The sequence below is a fragment of the Flavobacterium sp. W21_SRS_FM3 genome, from assembly GCF_052113625.1.
In the GTDB taxonomy this organism is placed as follows: Bacteria; Bacteroidota; Bacteroidia; order Flavobacteriales; family Flavobacteriaceae; genus Flavobacterium.
The window spans coordinates 245,223-264,515 of record NZ_JBGQOD010000004.1; the positions used below are offsets into that span (position 1 = coordinate 245,223).

Genomic DNA, 19,293 nt, shown 5'->3' on the forward strand with positions numbered 1-19,293 from the left:
GCCATTTTTTTATGCTTTAAATAAAACTGCTATTCGTTAAAAGGAACTGCTACTCTAACTTTATCCCAGCCCATATTCAAAACAACTCCTTTGTCTGCTTTGGTGAATACCATAGAAAGTGATTCAAGTGATTCTTTTCCTTCTGTTACAGGAACAGTTAGCCTTGCGACATCATTTTCTGGCTTGTAAAAATAAGATCCCCATACATTTAAATCTTTACTGATAATTATAGTATAGTTGTCTTTATTCGGAATGGTGTATAAAGTATAAGTTCCGGCTTTGATTTTACTTTGACCTAAAGTTATGTCCTTGTAAAAAGTAATTTCATTTGCCTCGTTAGCTCCTGTTCTCCAAACTTTTCCTTCGGGTGCTAATTCACTTAAGCTTCTCCCTTTTAACTGAGGTCTACTATATGTGATTTTTGCAACCTTTGCCGCATCTTTATAATCATTTGGATACGATGCCATATCCATAGGGCTTTTGTCTAAATCAGGAAATTTTTGTGCATTTGCATTCGAAGCCATAAGCATCGTCATACCAAATGCCATTGTAGCAATAAGTGTAGATTTTTTCATAGTTGTTAGTAAAGTTATTAGAAGTTAAAATTATCATTTGTATTACGATAAAGATAGCAAAACATGTTTAACTTTAAAAAACATTTCATTTACCCATTTGTATAAGCTGCTATGATTTTAAAATAATACGCTAAATTTGGCTTCTTAAATCAGAACAAAAAGTGGCAAGCCGCTCATATTCTAAAATTTTTATGACAATGACGTTCAAACAAAAAATATATCAGTATTACCTGCAACTTGTTCAAGATAGAATTGATGTTTTTAGAGATATGATAACCGCACTTACAGAGGATTCTAAGAATGACGCCAAAGGTTCCGCTGGGGACAAGCATGAAACGGCGCTATCAATGATGCACATCGAACAAGAAAAACTTAATACTAAGCTTAAAGAAGTATTGCATCAAAAATCAGTTTTAGACAAGATAGATCCAACTAAAATTGCAGAAACGATAATCATAGGCAGTCTAGTGAAAGCAAACGGAATTTACTTGTACTTGAGTTTAGCGCTACCAAAAATAAATATTGACGGTACTAATGTCATTGCATTGTCACCGCAGTCACCTTTAGGTAATAAGTTGATGGGAAATGTCGTAGGGTTCACATTTGAGATTAATACAACAACCTATTTGATAGAGGAAATTCTTTAATATTATTCCTGTTTTTAATGTAGCAATTTTAAATTTCTAAGTAGAAAAGTCTATTTTTGTTGCTTTTAGTTAGTTTTTTGATGTAAATAGCACATTTTAGTTTAAATATGAAACTACATTTACTCTTTGTGTTTTACAGATGTAACTGTTATTGCATCTTTGCTTCAATAATTATAACAACAACATTTAAAATATATAGCTATGTGCGGAATAGTATGTGCCTTTGACCTAAAACAGAAAGCGGAATCTTTGAGACCGCAAATACTAGAGATGTCTAAAATTATTCGCCATCGTGGTCCAGACTGGAGTGGTATTTACAGTAATGAAAAAGCCATCATGTCTCATGAGCGTTTAGCAATCGTTGATCCTGCTTCTGGAAAACAACCATTGTTTAGTGAAGATGGTAGATTTGTTTTAGCGGCAAATGGTGAAATCTATAACCACAGAGCATTGCGTAAACAATTTGAAGGGAAGTATACTTTTCAAACAGAAAGTGATTGTGAAGTTATATTAGCACTATATAAAGAAAAAGGGCCTCATTTTTTAGATGAAATGAATGGTATTTTTGGATTTGCAATTTATGATGTTGAAAAGGACGAGTATTTTGTAGCTCGTGATCACATGGGAATCATTCCATTGTACATTGGTTGGGATCAACACGGTACTTTCTATGTAGCCTCTGAGTTAAAAGCTTTAGAAGGATATTGTACTAAAATTCAATTGTTTCCTCCAGGGCATTACATGTCAAGTAAAGACGGTGAGTTTGTGCAATGGTACAAAAGAGAATGGACAGATTATGAAGCAGTAAAAGATAACGTTACCAGTATTGATGAAATTAAAGTAGCTCTAGAAGCAGCAGTTCACAGACAGTTGATGAGTGATGTGCCTTATGGAGTATTGCTGTCTGGAGGACTAGATTCTTCTATCACTTCGGCTGTAGCCAAAAAATATGCTCAAAAACGTATTGAATCAGGAGATACAGCAGATGCATGGTATCCACAATTACACTCTTTCTCTGTAGGCCTTGAAGGTTCGCCAGATTTAGCTGCTGCGCAAATTGTAGCAGATCATATCGGGACGATTCACCACGAAATTAAATTTACTATTCAAGAAGGTTTAGATGCTGTTAAAGATGTAATTTATAACTTAGAAACCTACGATGTGACTACCATTAGAGCATCGACTCCAATGTGGTTAATGGCGAGAGTGATTAAATCAATGGGAATTAAAATGGTATTATCTGGTGAAGGTGCTGATGAGCTTTTTGGTGGGTATTTGTACTTTCACAAAGCGCCTAACGCACAAGAATTCCATGAAGAAACTGTACGTAAATTGAGCAAATTACATATGTATGACTGTTTACGTGCAAACAAAAGCTTAGCTGCTTGGGGAATTGAAGGACGTGTGCCGTTTTTAGATAAAGAATTCATGGATGTCGCTATGCGAGTTAATCCACAAGATAAAATGATCAACAGTGAGCACAAAATGGAAAAATGGGTTGTTCGTAAAGCTTTTGAAGATATGTTGCCAGAGAGTGTAGCATGGAGACAAAAAGAACAATTCAGTGACGGTGTAGGTTATGGCTGGATTGATAAGTTAAAAGAAGTAGTGGCTGTTGAAGTTAGTGATGAACAATTAGCAAATGCTAAATACAAGTTCCCTTTGCAAACTCCTACGTCTAAAGAGGAATATTACTATCGTTCTATCTTTGCTGAACACTTTCCTAGTGATGCAGCAGCATTGTGCGTACCGCAGGAAGCAAGTGTAGCTTGTAGTACAAAAATTGCCTTAGAGTGGGATGAAGCATTCAAGAACATGAATGACCCTTCAGGAAGAGCAGTGGCGAATGTTCATACTGATTCTTACGCAAAAGCTTAATTACATAAAAAAATCGATAATCTAAAACGCTCTCCAATTTTGGGGAGCGTTTTCTGTTTGCTAGTAAGCATGAGCTTTATTTAGGGAATAAAGTAAAGTACATTTTATTATATTGTACTTCTTTTTTATATTAGCCTTTCTAAACTGTCCAAAATGAAACGTTATATCTTGTTCTTTGCCTTTCTATCTCTCAGTTCTTGTTTAAAGAAAAACAAGACAAATGTAGATATGATTATTACTGATGCTACTATTTATAAAGTAGACAAATCATTTGATACTGCCACTGCAATGGCCATTACTGATGGTAAAATAGTAGCAATAGGATCAGATAGTGAAATCACTGCTGAATATAAGTCGGATAATAAAGTGGATGCTGACGGGAAATTTATATATCCTGGTTTAATTGATGCGCACTGTCATTTTTATGGTTACGGACTGAGCTTGCAAGAAGTTGATTTGCGAGGTACAAAAAGTATGGAAGAAATAGTAAGTCGTATTCAAAAGTTTCAAAAAGTAAAAAAATTGGATTTCATTGTAGGTAACGGTTGGGACCAGAATGACTGGACAGTAAAAGAATATCCTTCTAAGGCTATTTTAGATAAATATTTCCCTAATATTCCAGTCGTTCTAAATAGAGTAGATGGACATGCAATCATTGTTAATAGCAAGGCATTGTCTTTAGCTGGAATCACTAAAGATACAAAATTTACTGGTGGTCAGATCGAAATAAAAGATGGAGAGCCAACAGGGATTTTAGTGGATAACCCAATGGAACTGGTTTTTAAAATTATTCCTAAACCGAATCGTAAGACGCAAATTGCAGCATTACTTGATGCTGAAAAAATTATGTTTCAATACGGTTTGACTACAGTTAATGATGCAGGCTTAGATCCTGATATTATTGAATTAATGGATAGTTTGCAAAATGCCAAGGTTATGAAGCTAAATGTTTATGCAATGGTTGCGGCTAACAAAAAAAATATTGATTTATACTTAAAGAAAGGAATTTATAAAACGGATAATTTAAATGTTCGTTCTTTTAAAATGTATGGTGATGGAGCATTGGGTTCTCGTGGAGCTTGTTTGCATAAGGAATATTCAGATATGCCAAAGCAATTTGGTGCCTTGCTGGCTCCGATAGCAGATATGAAAGTTATCGCTAATCAAATTGCCAACTCTGATTTTCAACTTAATTCACATGCTATAGGAGATTCAGCAAATACTGTGCTTTTAAAAATTTACAAGGAAGCTTTGACTGGTAAAAAAGACAGAAGATGGAAGATTGAACATGCACAGGTATTAAGAGAGCAAGATTTTGATTACTTTACAACTGGTATTATCCCATCAGTGCAACCTACACATGCAACTTCAGATATGTATTGGGCTGGGGATAGATTAGGTAAAGACAGATTGAAAAATGCGTACGCGTATAAAAAGTTACTTAAAAAAGCTGGTGTTATTGCTCTGGGTACTGATTTTCCAGTAGAAGAGGTGAATCCTATGTTGACTTTTCATTCAGCTGTGGCTAGAAAAGATAGTAAAGGATATCCAAGAGGAGGTTTTCAGTTGGAAAATGCTCTGAGTAGAGAGGAAACTTTAAGAGGAATGACGATTTGGGCAGCCTACTCTAATTTCGAAGAAAAGGAAAAAGGAAGTTTGGAAGTTGGAAAGTGGGCTGATTTTGTAATTTTCGATAAGGACATTATGAAAATCGAAGAAAGTGAGCTGCTAAACATGAAGCCTGTTAATACCTATTTGAAGGGACAGAAAGTAAAATAAAGTGGATCAATATTAGTTGTTATCTTTCTAACAGAACAATTGGGTTATTGTAATTTATGCTTTCATTTAAAGTGTAAATGTAGTTATTTTGTAAATATTTAAAACTTAAATTGGTATTGTTGTTTGCTGAATGTAACTGATGTTGCATATTTGTCTTATCAAAACCAATAAAAAAAAATAGTATAGTTATGTGCGGAATATTAGCCATCATCGGTAAGGGGAAGGACGAGCAATTAGTGAGGGAACTTTCTAAAAGAATGGCCCATCGTGGTCCAGACGAAAATGATTTGCACATTACAGAACAAGGACATTTTTTAAGTCATGAGCGTCTTTCAATTGTTGATTTGCACTCTGGGAAACAACCGATTCAAGGAAGCAGCACAGCGTACATGGTCCATAATGGGGAGGTATATAATCACCAAGAATTAAGAGATGGGATTTTAAAAGAACATACTTTTAGAACCAAATCAGATTCGGAGGTTATTGTGCATCTATATGAAGAATTTGGTTATGATTTCTGTGATAAAATAGATGGTGATTTTGCCTTTGTGGTTATAGATGGCGATGATTATATGGCTGCTAGAGATCCACTGGGAGTTAAACCTTTGTACTATGGTTTAGATGAAAGAGGGAGAATTTATTTTTCGTCAGAGATGAAGTCTATTGCTGATCAGTGTAAAACTTTTTCAACCTTTCCTCCAGGACACTATTATACTGCTAAAACAGGTTTTGTAAAATATTACAAACCTGAATACGAATACTATGCTAAGGCAGATCAAGCTTTAGATTTTGAATTAATTAGAAGTACTTTAACAGAGGCAACTCGTAAGCGATTGATGGCTGATGTGCCTATTGGTGTGTTGCTTTCTGGAGGACTAGATTCTTCTCTGACTTCTGCTATAGCGTCTCGATTGTTGAATGAGCAAGGTAAAAAATTGCATTCTTTTTCGATTGGTTTGGATACGGATTCTCCCGATGCTATTGCTGCTAAAAAAGTAGCTGATTTTCTGGGAACTGAACATCATGAGATTCATTTCACAGTTGAAGAAGGAATTCAAATACTAGATCAATTAATTTGGCAACTGGAAACCTATGATGTAACATCGGTACGAGCAAGTGTGCCTATGTTTTTCCTTTCAAAAGCAATTACGGACTTAGGGGTAAAAGTAGTCTTATCTGGAGAAGGTGCTGACGAAATTTTTGGAGGGTATTTATACTTTAGAAATGCCCCTACTGCAGAAGATTTTCAAAAGGAAACTATTGAACGTGTGCAAAAACTGTTTACAGCTGACTTGTTACGTGCGGATAAATCTACTATGTCGCACGGTTTAGAAGCTAGAGTGCCTTATTTAGATAAAGAATTCTTAAATGTGGCCGTACGTATCAAACCAGAGGAAAAACAGCCTAAAAACTATGAAGGAATTGAAAAATACATATTAAGAAAAGCTTTTGATACAGCTGAAGATCCCTACTTGCCTGCTGAGGTGTTATGGAGACAGAAAGAGCAGTTTTCTGATGGGGTAGGGTATAACTGGATCGATCAGTTAATTGAATATTGTGCTACTCAGGTTACAGATGAGCAATTAGAGGGAGCAAGTGCCGAATTTCCGTACAACTCACCTACAACAAAAGAGGCGTATTTATATCGTTCGATATTTCATAAGCATTACCCGCAATTAAGTGCGGCTCAAACGGTTAGAAAGTGGATTCCAAAATGGCAAGAAAATTTAGATCCAAGCGGTAGGGCAAATTCGGCTCACCTTAAGGCAGATATTGAAATCGCTAAGTCACGAGTGATTTTGTAATTAAAAATAGTGTTTAGTTTATTATATAAAACGTTCTCCTCAAAGAGAGCGTTTTTTTATGCGCTAAATCAACAATATGTTAATAACTTAACACCTTAAATAGGTAATTTAACGGTTAAATAGTTTACGTTTTTATATATTTGCGTGTTAGACAAAATTACATTTTAGAATAAATTATATGAGCGAAGAAATCAATAAGAACAATTATTCAGCGGATAGTATTCAGGCATTAGAAGGAATGGAGCATGTAAGAATGCGTCCATCGATGTATATTGGAGATGTAGGTGTAAGAGGTTTACATCATTTAGTTTATGAAGTAGTCGATAACTCTATCGATGAAGCTATGGGGGGTCACTGTGACACCATTAGAGTTGATATAAACGAAGATGGTTCAATTTCTGTTGAAGATAACGGTCGTGGTATTCCAGTAGGTATTCACAAAAAAGAAGGAGTTTCAGCTCTGGAGGTGGTAATGACTAAGATTGGTGCTGGAGGTAAATTCGACAAAGATTCATATAAAGTTTCTGGTGGACTTCACGGTGTGGGGGTTTCGGTGGTAAATGCACTTTCTAATCACTTAAGAGCTACGGTTCATAGTAGTGATGGAAAGATTTATGAGCAGGAATATGAAAAAGGAAAAGCACTTTATCCTGTAAAGCAAATAGGAGAGACTACAAAAAGAGGAACAATCGTTACCTTTTACCCTGACCCAACTATTTTTACACAAACCATTGAATATTCTTACGATACACTATCAGCTCGTATGCGCGAATTGTCTTTCTTGAACAAAGGAATTACAATTACATTTACAGATAAAAGAGAGAAAGATAAAGATGGTAATTTTGTTAGTGAAGTATTTCACTCTACAGAAGGACTTAAAGAATATATTCGTTATTTAGATGGGAATCGTGAGCCAATTATCGCACACGTTATCTCTATGGATCACGATAAAGGAGAGATACCAGTTGAGGTAGCTTTGATTTACAATACAAGTTATACGGAGAATATCTTTTCTTACGTAAATAATATCAATACTCACGAAGGAGGTACACACCTGCAAGGTTTTAGAACTGGTCTTACAAGATCATTAAAGAAATACGCAGATGCTTCTGGAATGTTAGATAAATTGAAGTTTGATATTTCAGGGGATGATTTCCGTGAAGGGTTAACAGCAATTATATCTGTAAAAGTAGCTGAACCACAATTTGAGGGGCAAACAAAAACCAAACTTGGGAACAGAGAAGTAGTTTCGCCAGTAAGTCAAGCTGTAGGGGATATGATTGAAGCATACTTGGAAGAAAATCCAAATGATGCTAGAATCATTGTTCAAAAAGTAATTCTTGCGGCACAAGCCCGTCACGCAGCTAAGAAAGCACGTGAAATGGTACAACGTAAAACCGTGATGGGCGGTGGTGGATTACCAGGGAAACTATCAGACTGTTCTGAGCAAGATCCTGCAAAGTGTGAAGTGTATCTTGTCGAGGGAGATTCGGCAGGGGGAACGGCAAAACAAGGTCGTGACAGAGCATTTCAGGCTATTTTGCCATTACGTGGTAAAATTTTGAATGTGGAGAAAGCAATGCACCATAAAGTTTTTGAAAATGAAGAGATTAGAAATATTTTCACAGCCCTTGGAGTTACTGTAGGTACAGAAGAAGACAGTAAAGCCTTAAACATCTCAAAATTGCGTTACCATAAAGTAATTATTATGTGTGATGCCGATGTCGATGGTAGTCATATCTCTACTCTTATCTTAACTTTTTTCTTCCGTTTTATGAAAGAATTAATTGAAGAAGGCCATGTATATATTGCAGCGCCACCTTTATATTTAGTTAAGAAAGGAAATAAGAAAGAATATGCATGGAATGACGTTCAGCGCGATCAAGCTAATGAAAGAATGGGTGGTAGTGCTGCTATTCAGCGCTATAAAGGTCTTGGGGAGATGAATGCAGAACAATTGTGGGAAACTACAATGGATCCAAATTTTAGAACATTGCGCCAAGTTACTATTGATAGTTTAGCTGAGGCTGACAGAGTGTTTTCAATGTTGATGGGAGATGAAGTGCCTCCAAGAAGAGAATTTATTGAAAAGAATGCAGTTTATGCTAACATTGATGCGTAAATAATACCAGTTGTTCTATTTCAAAATGGGACAATGACTAATTGAATTTAACCAAATAACAAATAACCGAATAAACTTTAAAATATGAAAGTTACTATTGTAGGAGCAGGAAACGTAGGAGCTACTTGTGCGGATGTGATTTCTTATAGAGGAATTGCAAGTGAAGTAGTTTTATTAGATATTAAAGAAGGTTTTGCCGAAGGAAAAGCTTTAGATATTATGCAGTGTGCAACCAACACAGGTTTTAATACTAAAGTGTCAGGTGTTACTAATGATTATTCTAAAACTGCTAATAGCGACGTAGTTGTTATAACTTCTGGTATTCCAAGAAAACCAGGTATGACCCGCGAAGAATTGATAGGAATTAATGCTGGTATTGTAAAAAGTGTAGCTGAGAATGTTTTAGAACATTCACCAGAAGCAGTTATTGTTGTGGTTTCTAACCCAATGGATACCATGACTTATTTAGCACTGAAATCTACAGGTTTACCTAAAAATAGAATTATAGGAATGGGTGGGGCGTTAGATAGTTCTCGTTTTAGAACGTATTTATCTATGGCTTTAGACAAACCTGCTAATGATATTTCCGCAATGGTAATTGGTGGACATGGTGATACTACAATGATTCCATTGACAAGATTAGCTTCTTATAATGGTATTCCGGTTTCTCAATTTCTGTCACAAGAGGCATTACAAAATGTTGCTGCAAGTACTATGGTAGGTGGAGCTACATTAACAGGGTTATTAGGGACTTCTGCTTGGTATGCGCCAGGAGCTTCAGTGGCTTTCTTAGTAGACAGCATCTTGAATGACCAAAAGAAAATGATTGCCTGTTCTGTATTAGTCGAAGGAGAATATGGACAAAACGATATCTGTATAGGGGTTCCTTGTATTATTGGTAAAAATGGAGTAGAGGAAATTGTTGAAATTGAATTGAATGATAATGAAAAAGCACTATTCGCTAAGAGTGCTGACGCAGTTCGACAAATGAATGATGCTCTAAAATCAATTTTAGCTTAGTATAAGTGTTATATAATAAAGAAGACTGCACTTTTGCAGTCTTTTTTTTGAGATTAATTAATAAATAAATTGGTTAATCTTAACCTTAATTATATATTTGCTCGGTTTATAAAAAATAGTACTCTTTTTAGCCTACTTTTTTTATCATTAAAATCGGCCGCAAAGCTTATTTTTAAAGAGTTAAAAACAAGAATAAATAAATATAAAATAATTAATTTTTAGTAATAATGCAGAATAAAGGACTCATTAAATTTTTCGCAATTCTATTTGCATTGGTAAGTATTTACCAACTATCATTCACTTTTGTGGCAAGCAAAGTAAAAAACGATGCAAAAGCATTTGCTGGAGGAAACCCTGACAAAGAAGCAAAGTATTTAGACTCTATTGGTAAAGAAAAAGTATTCAACCTTGGGTTTACCGATTTTACTTTTAATGAAGTAAGCGATAAACAAATCAACAAAGGACTTGACTTAGAAGGAGGAATCAATGTGATTCTTCAGATTTCTGTTAAAGACATCTTGAAAGGGTTATCTAATAATTCTAAAAATCCTGTTTTCAACAAATCTTTGGCTGATGCTACTGCTAATCAAAGAGGAAATCAATCGTATATAGATGCTTTTTTCGAAGCTTTTGAAGCGAACTCTAAAGGATCTGTAAAGTTAGCGTCTCCTGATATTTTTGCAAATAGAAGCTTGCAAGGTGAAGGTGGAGTTGATTACCAAATGACAGATGCAGAAGTTCAAAAAGTAATTAAAAGAAAAGTTGATGAATCAGTAGAAAGTGCTTTTGGAGTACTTAGAAAACGTATTGACAAATTTGGTGTAACACAACCTAATATTCAAAAATTAGGAGAATCTGGACAAATTCTTGTTGAACTTCCAGGTGCTAAAGATGTAGATAGAATCAAGAAATTATTACAAAGTACAGCTCAATTAGAATTTTGGGAAACGTACAAAATTGATGAAATGGGTAATTTCTTAATGGCTGCTAATGAGTCATTGAAGAAAACGGAAATTTCGAAAGTTGAAACAAAAACGGTTGTTAAAGACTCTTTGAGTGCTTTATTAACAGATGCTAAAGATTCTGCAACTACTAAAAAAGGAAATAATCCTTTATTTGATAAAATTATTGCTCAAGGTGGTGGTCCAGTTTTAGGATTATTTTCTCCTAAGGATACTGCAGTGATCAATGGTTACTTAAAAAGATCTGATATTAGAATCTTACTTCCAGCAGAACAGCGTTATGCTAAATTTGTATGGGGTAAAGCAACGACTATCACAGATGCAAAAGATAAAGAAATTGAAGCAGTTGAATTGTATGCTTTAAAAGGAAATAGAGACAATGTTGCTGCGATGAGTGGTGGTGTTGTTACTGATGCTAAAGATTCATTTGACCAAGCAGGAAAACCAGCTGTGTCAATGCAAATGAACGGACAAGGTGCAAAAGCTTGGGAAGAATTAACTGGAAAAGCATATACTCAAAAAAGTAATATCGCTATTGTACTTGATGATGTGGTTTATTCTGCACCAGGGGTATCTAGTGGTCCTATTGCAGGTGGAAGATCTGAAATCTCTGGTTCTTTTGATGTAACTGAAACTAAAGATTTAGCTAACGTATTAAGAGCAGGTAAACTTCCTGCTGCTGCAGATATCGTACAATCAGAAGTTGTTGGACCATCCTTAGGTCAAGAGGCAATTGATCATGGAACAAATTCTGCTATCGTAGGTTTACTTATCGTATCGCTTTGGATGATGATTTACTATGGTAAAGCAGGTTGGTACTCTAACATTGCGCTAGCAGTTAACTTACTTTTCCTTTTTGGAATTCTAGCAAGTTTAGGTGCTGTATTGACATTACCTGGTATTGCAGGTATCGTTTTAACAATGGGTACTGCGGTAGATGCAAATATTATTATTTATGAAAGGGCTAAAGAAGAGCTCCGTGCAGGTAAAACTCTTGAAGAAGCCATCAAAACATCTTATAGCTGGAGAGGTGCTATGTCATCTATTACTGATGCTAACGTAACTCACGTTCTTACAGGTGCAGTGTTATTTATCTTTGGTTCAGGACCAATTAAAGGTTTTGCTACTACATTATTAATTGGTATAGCAACGTCATTATTTACTTCAATTTTTATCGCAAGAATATTCTTGGATAGAAACTTGAAAACTAAAAATGATTTAACTTTTGTAACCAACTTTTCTAAGAAAATATTTAACAACTTCCATTTCGATTTCTTAGGTATGAAAAAATGGACTTACTTATTTTCAAGTATTGTAATTGTAGTGAGTGTTATCTCTCTATCTACAAATGGACTTGATGAAGGTGTAGATTTTGTAGGAGGAAGAACGTTCCAAATACGTTTTGAAAAACCTATTGAAGCTGGTGTTGTTGCAGAAGAATTGACAAATGTTTTTGGTAGTGCTGAAGCAAAAGTATTTGGTAGTACGGATCAATTGAAAGTGACTACTAAATATAAAGTTAAAGATCACGGTATCGAAGCTGATCAAGAAGTGAACAAACTATTGTTTGAAACTTTGAAACATCATTATGCTCCGGGATTAACTTACAATAAATTCGTTAATGCTTACGAGGGTAAGAAAGTAGGTATTCTTCAAGCGTCTAAAGTTGGACCTTCAGTAGCAGCAGATATTAAGACTAATGCTTACTGGGCTGTACTTGGAGCAATGTTACTAGTGTTCTTATACTTAATGATAAGTTTTAGAAAATGGCAATATAGTTTAGGTGCGATCGCAGCTGTAGCGCATGACGTTATCTTTGTATTAGGTATCTACTCTTTATGTTATAAGTTTATGCCATTCGGAATGGAAATTGACCAACACTTTATTGCGGCAATTCTTACTGTTATTGGGTACTCAATGAATGATACCGTTATTGTATTTGACAGAGTACGTGAATTTTTAGCTGGGAAAACTAAAGGTAATTTTTCTGAAATTGTAAATCAATCTATTAATACAACTATGTCTAGAACAATTAATACGTCGTTAACAATGATCGTAGTTTTATTAATTATGTTCGTTTTTGGTGGTGAATCAATAAGAGGATTTATCTTCGCGATGTTAGTTGGTATTGTTGTAGGAACTTATTCATCTTTATTTATTGCAACTCCGGTATTAGTAGATACTATCTCAAGAGAAGATAAAAACAAGGTAGAAAAAGAGCACTTAGAAATTTAAAAATTTTTAAGATTGATATATGAAAGGTCCAACGAAAGTTGGGCCTTTTTTTGTATATATAACAATCCTATTGTGGGATGTGTTTTACTTAGCTCCGTTTAGCTAGTATTTTTATCTAGCTGCACCTTATTTTCTTCTAAGTACTAAATTTATAAATTTTCAATCTTATATATTTTAGAAAGTAACGGCTTTGATTTTATAAGTAGAGTGCAGTCTTTTAGTATTTTTGAGTTTTATTATTAAGTAGATTCTCAATTAAAGCTATTTTGGTCTAAATGGTTTTATTATTTTTATATATTTACTACTGATAGTAAAATATCCTATTGAAAGATTTAATTTTAAAATTGTAGTAATGAAAAATATTCCCAAATCTATTTTCATTATTTCATTATTTTTTTGTTTAAATGGTTATGGAAATACTGTGGCTTTTAGTAGTAGTACAGCAAGTTTTAGCACTACGACTGCAATATATTCTGGTCATGATACTAATGTGTCAAATGTTGTTTTAAATAAAAATAATGAATTAATTAACCTTTTCTTTTCAGTAGCTCCTTCACCACCAGTTGCTGAGTCCCCAGTGTATTACTGTCAAGGTAGTGTAGCTTCCCCTTTACAAGCTACTGCATCGTCAGGTTGCACCTTAATCTGGTATGGATCGGCAGCTACAGGCGGCACAGCCTCACCAGCAGCTCCAACTCCCTCCACCAGTTCAGTAGGAAGTACAACTTATTACGTTAGTCAATCAGACGGTACCGCAGAAAGTATTCGCTCAGTAATAACTGTTAGTGTAGTTGCTAATAATGGAGCTGAGATTTTAAGTTTTCGTTGTGATGCATCTCAAATAGCTACGGCGGATAAAAATTCATCGGTTTTTTTTGACTGGGCTAATAATGTGCTAATTTCTAATACCTATAATTATACGTATACGATTGAAGGTGGTAGTCCAGTGTCTGGTACCACTAGTTTCTCCCATTATCAAATCTTTGATATGCTTCCAGGACAATCTGCTACTTTAACCTTATCATCTGCTACTCATCCTTGTGTTCCGCCAAAGACTTTGACTTGTTATGTTCCTTGCGGCAGTTCTCTCAAAACACCTGACTTTGCTCCGATTCCTAATTTGTGCCCAGGGGATAGCGTACCTATTTTGCAAAATATTTCGCCAAACGGAATCTCAGGCACTTGGAATCCAGCTGTAATTGATAATATGTCAAGTCAGAGTTATCTTTTTACACCTAATAGTTACCAATGTGCAAGTAGTCAACGCTTACAAGTAAATGTAGTGACTACAACATCTCCAAATTTTGTTCCAATAGCTCCCATTTGTGTGGGAAGTGTTGCCCCAGTATTAGATGATAGTGCGCCCAATGGTATACATGGTAAATGGTCTCCTAGTACAATTGATAATTTGCAAAGTGCAAATTATATTTTTAATCCAGATCCAAATCAATGTTCTAGTTTTCAAAGTTTATTTGTAGAAGTGAAACAACTTACTCAGCCAGGTTTTGAATCATTAGTGCTCTGTTATGATAATACAACACCAATTTTAAATGCGAATTCACCCAGCGGAATCTCAGGAACTTGGACACCTTCGACGATTGATCCAAAGAATAGTGGGAAATATGAGTTTGTGCCCGACATTAATCAGTGTGCCGCTAGTCAAACGATTAATGTGGATGTAATGCCATCAAATACCTTAACTGATTTTAGTTGGTCAATTTCTGCTCCATTTGCTGAAAACCAAGTGGTGACTATAGAAGCCATTGAAAGTGGGAACTATATTTATCAACTTGATGACGGACCTTTTCAGGACAGCGCTATTTTTGATAATGTTTCCACAGGGATGCATACGGCAACTGTTGAAGACAAATATGGTTGCAGTAGTCCTTTAACCAAATCAGGTATTTTAGTTGTTAATTACCCTAAGTTTTTTACGCCAAATGATGATAGTTATCACGATACCTGGAATATCGATGCATTGAGTGATGATGCAAATGCCAATATTTTAATATTTGATCGATTTGGTAAATTATTAAAAGAAATAAAGCCATACGGCATGGGCTGGGATGGAACTTTTAATGGAAAACTTATGCCTAGTAATGATTACTGGTTTGTAGTGGAATATTCCCAAATGGAAAGTATAACTAAGTTTAGCTCCCACTTTTCTTTAAAAAGGTAGGTAATGTTATTAGTTGTAGAGTTTTTACTGTAGTAAAATCACCTTTTGTTTTTTAGAAAGCAGGTTTCTTAGGGAAACAATAATTGGTATTGGTGCTTTCTTTATGAGATGAAAATCGGACTTTATTTGATGATACTATACAATATTCTATTTGAGAGATATATGGTCTTCTAGTATAATTATAATTTGTTTACGTGATTAGTACAGGTCCGTATTTAAAAAGTGGTAGTGCTATGTGAAGTAAATAGAATAGGCAGGCGAATCTTTTGTTATTAGTTTTAGAACAATCAGAATTTAATGAAAACATCTGTTATCAAAAAACGTGCTTTGTTTACAAGAAGTAACGTTTCATAAAATGATTAATTACATTAGATGGTATAGTTGTAGTAAATTAATTTAAATTGTTAGGCGTATTTTTATAAAAATAAAAAACCCCATTCGCCGTGGCAAATGAGGTTTCTATATAAGTAAGTAGTCTTAAATTGAGTTGATAAAACGTTTATTTTACTTTATTAAGTATTGCTTTGAAAGCTTCTGGGTGGTTCATAGCCAAATCTGCAAGAACTTTACGGTTCAATTCGATATTGTTCTTTTTCACTTTACCCATGAATTGAGAATAAGACATTCCTTCCAATCTAGCTCCAGCGTTGATACGTTGAATCCATAATGCACGGAAATTTCTTTTATTCACTTTTCTGTCACGGTAAGCGTAGCACATTGCTTTCTCTACCGCATTCTTAGCAACTGTCCAAACGTTTTTACGTCTACCAAAGAAACCTTTGGCTTGCTTCATTATTTTTTTTCTTCTTGCTCTTTTAGCAACTGAATTTACCGATCTTGGCATAATTTTTATGTTTTTTTGTAGCAGGCGGCTTGAATTAAATCAAAAGCACTTAATGGCCATACTCCAAGGTTATTTTAAATTGTTTTAACCTAAAGAAATCTTTAGTCAAATGTCAAAAGTCGAATGTCGAAAGTGTGAACTTTTGACTTTAAGACTTTCTAACTTTGGACTTATTAGATAATTCTTAATTGTTGTTTGATGCTTTTCATATCTGTTTTGTGAACTAACGCTGAGTGTGTCAAAGCTAATTTACGTTTTTTAGATTTTTTAGTCAAGATGTGACTTTTAAAAGCATGCTTTCTTTTAATCTTTCCAGAACCAGTAACTTTAAAACGTTTCTTGGCGCTAGATTTGGTTTTCATTTTAGGCATTTTTTCCTAGTGTTTTAATTTATTCTTACTTACTTATCTTTTAGTCCAGTCATAAAGTTGAAAGTCTTAAAGTCACAAAGTATAGACTTTTGACTTTTGAACTTTTGACTTTGAACTTATTTATTTTTTCTTTTTCGGAGCAATGAACATAATCATTCTCTTTCCTTCAAGAACTGGCATCGCTTCTACTTTACCAAATTCTTCTAAGTCCGTCGCTAATCTTAATAATAAGATTTGACCTTGGTCTTTATAAATGATTGAACGACCTTTAAAGAATACAAACGCTTTTAATTTAGCACCTTCTTTCAAGAACTTCTCAGCATTTTTTCTTTTAAATTCGTAATCATGCTCATCTGTTTGAGGTCCAAAACGGATTTCCTTAACAGTTACCTGTGTAGATTTAGCTTTAAGGATTTTATCACGTTTCTTTTGCTCGTAAACAAATTTCTTGTAATCCATAATTTTACAAACCGGTGGGTCTGCATTTGGTGAGATTTCAACTAGATCTAATTCGAATTGATCTGCTAAACGTAAAGCCTCCGAAAGTTTAAAAACTCCTGGCTCTATATTTTCACCTACAAGACGTACTTCTTGTACACCACGAATAAGGTTATTTATTCTGTGGGCATCTTTTTTTTCTACGCGAGGTTGATAACCTCTGTTGCTTCTTATTGCTATGACTTTATAATTTAAGTTAAACTGTAAATACTTTTAATGTTTTTTTAATCTCCTCGTCTACAATAGCAGCAAATTCTTCTATTGTAACGGTGATATTACCCTTTCCTTCCTGTCCATGGCGACGGATAGAAATAGTGCCATTTTTCTCTTCTTCCTCACCTACAATCAGCATAAACGGGATTTTCTGCATTTCTGCATCTCTAATTTTCTTCCCAATCGTTTCGCTTCTGTTGTCTATGAGGGCGCGAATTTCGTGATTTTCTAGCAAATCTAAAACTTTTTTAGCATATATTTCATATTTCTCACTCAAAGACAATATAATAGCCTGTTCTGGCATCAACCAGAGTGGGAAATTTCCTGCTGTATGCTCAAGAAGGATGGCTATAAATCGTTCCATTGAACCAAATGGAGCTCTGTGAATCATCACGGGTCTATGCAATTCATTGTCAGATCCTTTGTAAGTCAAATCAAAACGCTCAGGTAGGTTGTAATCCACTTGAATAGTTCCTAATTGCCATTGTCTTCCAAGAGCATCTTTTACCATGAAATCTAACTTAGGACCGTAGAAAGCGGCTTCACCATATTCTACTACAGTATTCAAACCTTTGTCGGCTGCAGCATTGATAATTGCATTTTCCGCTTTTTCCCAGTTTTCGTCTGTTCCTATGTATTTTTCTCTGTTCTCTTTGTCTCTTAATGAAATCTGAGCTGTAAAGTTTTCAAACCCTAATGAACCAAATACATATAATACTAAGTCAATTACTTTTTTAAACTCTTCATCCAGTTGTTCCGGTGTGCAAAAAATATGGGCATCGTCCTGCGTAAAGCCACGTACACGAGTTAAACCATGTAATTCTCCACTTTGCTCGTATCTGTAAACAGTACCAAATTCAGCATAACGCTTCGGTAAATCTTTGTATGACCATGGTCTTACGTTGTATATTTCACAGTGGTGAGGGCAGTTCATTGGTTTTAATAAAAACTCTTCGCCTTCATGTGGTGTGCTTATTGGTTGAAAACTATCTGCTCCATACTTTGCGTAATGTCCAGATGTTACATATAATTCTTTTTGACCAATATGTGGCGTAACCACTTGCTCGTATCCGGCTTTCTTTTGTGCTTTCTTTAAGAACTGCTCTAAGCGCTCTCTCAATGCAGCTCCTTTAGGTAGCCATAATGGCAAACCTTGACCTACTTTTTGAGAAAAAGCAAACAGCTCTAATTCCTTACCTAATTTTCTATGATCTCTACGTTTAGCTTCTTCTAGTAGTAAAAGGTATTCTGTTAAATCCTTTTGTTTAGGGAATGATGTTCCATAAACACGAGTTAATTGCTTGTTTTTCTCATCACCACGCCAGTAAGCACCAGCAACACTCATTACTTTCATTGCTTTGATGATTCCGGTATTCGGAATATGTCCACCACGACATAAATCAGTAAAGGTATCATGATCACAAAACGTAATCGTACCGTCTTCAAGATTAGTAATCATTTCTGTTTTGTAAACATTGTCCTTGTAAATTTCTAAAGCTTCAGCCTTAGTTACAGGGCGCAATTTAAACTCATGCTTTCCTCTCGAGATTTCAAGAACCCGATCTTCAATTTTCTTAAAGTCTGCTTCGGTAATTTTATGTTCTTCAAAATCGACATCATAATAAAACCCGTTAGCAATAGCAGGCCCAAGAGTCAATTTAATACCTGGGTACATTTCCTCAAGAACTTGTGCCATTACGTGGGAAGTCGAATGCCAAAAAGCTTTCTTCCCATTTTCATCGTTCCATGTATATAGTGTAAGACTACCATCGGTCGTCAAAGGAGTTGACGTTTCAATAGTGGTACCATTAAAAGAAGCCGAAATAACATTTCTAGCAAATCCTTCGCTAATACTTTTAGCAACATCCATCGGAGTTACGTCTGGCGCATACTCTCTAACTGACCCATCGGGCAAAGTAATCTTAATCATTGTTTGTTAATTTAAGAATGCAAATATAAACCATTACAAAAATACATACAATATATATAGAAGGTTTGTTCTGTATAATATAGGTCTAATGTATAATAAAACTGTTTTGGTCTTTTTAAGTTAGCTAATGCTACATTATATAGTAGATGATTATGTTAAGGAGCTATTTCCTGCTATTCGTTGCAATCTTTTACTTTTAAAGAAAAAAGTAAAAGGATTTCCACTGCTATCAGGG

The 19,293-nt window shown here is 34.9% G+C and carries 13 protein-coding genes; 8 read left to right on the plus strand and 5 right to left on the minus strand.

The window, feature by feature from the left end:
* Positions 1-29 precede the first annotated feature (29 nt).
* Positions 30-575, minus strand: coding sequence for a DUF2911 domain-containing protein (locus ACEN2K_RS09025; protein ID WP_441759003.1), 546 nt, complete (start codon positions 573-575; stop codon positions 30-32).
* 197 nt (positions 576-772) lie between these two features.
* Here ACEN2K_RS09025 and ACEN2K_RS09030 point away from each other — a divergent pair, with 197 nt between their 5' ends.
* The 8 genes from ACEN2K_RS09030 (at position 773) to ACEN2K_RS09065 (ending at position 15,202) form a co-directional block, all read left to right on the plus strand.
* Positions 773-1,222 (plus strand): hypothetical protein, encoded by a 450-nt coding sequence (locus tag ACEN2K_RS09030; RefSeq protein ID WP_441759004.1) that lies wholly within the window; start codon positions 773-775, stop codon positions 1,220-1,222.
* A 201-nt stretch (positions 1,223-1,423) separates the two neighbouring features.
* The gene (asnB, locus tag ACEN2K_RS09035) at positions 1,424-3,100 is read left to right on the plus strand and encodes an asparagine synthase B (RefSeq protein ID WP_441759005.1); all 1,677 of its coding nucleotides are present in this window, start codon (positions 1,424-1,426) and stop codon (positions 3,098-3,100) included.
* A gap of 153 nt (positions 3,101-3,253) precedes the next feature.
* Positions 3,254-4,879, plus strand: a complete 1,626-nt coding sequence (locus tag ACEN2K_RS09040) for an amidohydrolase (RefSeq protein ID WP_441759006.1) — start codon at positions 3,254-3,256, stop codon at positions 4,877-4,879.
* A gap of 188 nt (positions 4,880-5,067) precedes the next feature.
* On the plus strand, positions 5,068-6,684 hold the full coding sequence (gene asnB / locus ACEN2K_RS09045) for an asparagine synthase B (RefSeq protein WP_441759007.1): 1,617 nt from the start codon (positions 5,068-5,070) through the stop codon (positions 6,682-6,684).
* Between the two features lie 178 nt (positions 6,685-6,862).
* Positions 6,863-8,806, plus strand: coding sequence for a DNA topoisomerase (ATP-hydrolyzing) subunit B (gene gyrB, locus ACEN2K_RS09050; RefSeq protein ID WP_441759008.1), 1,944 nt, complete (start codon positions 6,863-6,865; stop codon positions 8,804-8,806).
* Between the two features lie 84 nt (positions 8,807-8,890).
* Entirely contained in the window at positions 8,891-9,826 is a 936-nt protein-coding gene (gene mdh, locus ACEN2K_RS09055; protein ID WP_441759009.1) for a malate dehydrogenase, read from the plus strand.
* Positions 9,827-10,053: 227 nt separating this feature from the next.
* On the plus strand, positions 10,054-13,023 hold the full coding sequence (gene secDF / locus ACEN2K_RS09060) for a protein translocase subunit SecDF (RefSeq protein ID WP_441759010.1): 2,970 nt from the start codon (positions 10,054-10,056) through the stop codon (positions 13,021-13,023).
* 352 nt (positions 13,024-13,375) lie between these two features.
* Positions 13,376-15,202: a T9SS type B sorting domain-containing protein gene (locus ACEN2K_RS09065; RefSeq protein ID WP_441759011.1), complete on the plus strand. Its 1,827-nt coding sequence runs from the start codon at positions 13,376-13,378 to the stop codon at positions 15,200-15,202.
* A 499-nt stretch (positions 15,203-15,701) separates the two neighbouring features.
* On the opposite strand, the gene rplT is transcribed toward ACEN2K_RS09065, so the two are convergent.
* The 4 genes from rplT to thrS form a co-directional block, all read right to left on the minus strand.
* On the minus strand, positions 15,702-16,046 hold the full coding sequence (gene rplT / locus ACEN2K_RS09070) for a 50S ribosomal protein L20 (protein ID WP_026708677.1): 345 nt from the start codon (positions 16,044-16,046) through the stop codon (positions 15,702-15,704).
* A 173-nt stretch (positions 16,047-16,219) separates the two neighbouring features.
* Positions 16,220-16,417, minus strand: coding sequence for a 50S ribosomal protein L35 (gene rpmI, locus ACEN2K_RS09075; RefSeq protein ID WP_022827375.1), 198 nt, complete (start codon positions 16,415-16,417; stop codon positions 16,220-16,222).
* A gap of 120 nt (positions 16,418-16,537) precedes the next feature.
* Positions 16,538-17,095 carry a translation initiation factor IF-3 gene (infC, locus tag ACEN2K_RS09080; RefSeq protein WP_441759016.1) on the minus strand — a complete coding sequence of 186 codons (558 nt, stop codon included), beginning with the start codon at positions 17,093-17,095 and terminating at the stop codon, positions 16,538-16,540.
* A gap of 16 nt (positions 17,096-17,111) precedes the next feature.
* The gene (gene thrS / locus ACEN2K_RS09085) at positions 17,112-19,058 is read right to left on the minus strand and encodes a threonine--tRNA ligase (RefSeq protein ID WP_441759012.1); all 1,947 of its coding nucleotides are present in this window, start codon (positions 19,056-19,058) and stop codon (positions 17,112-17,114) included.
* Between the last annotated feature and the right edge of the window lie 235 nt (positions 19,059-19,293).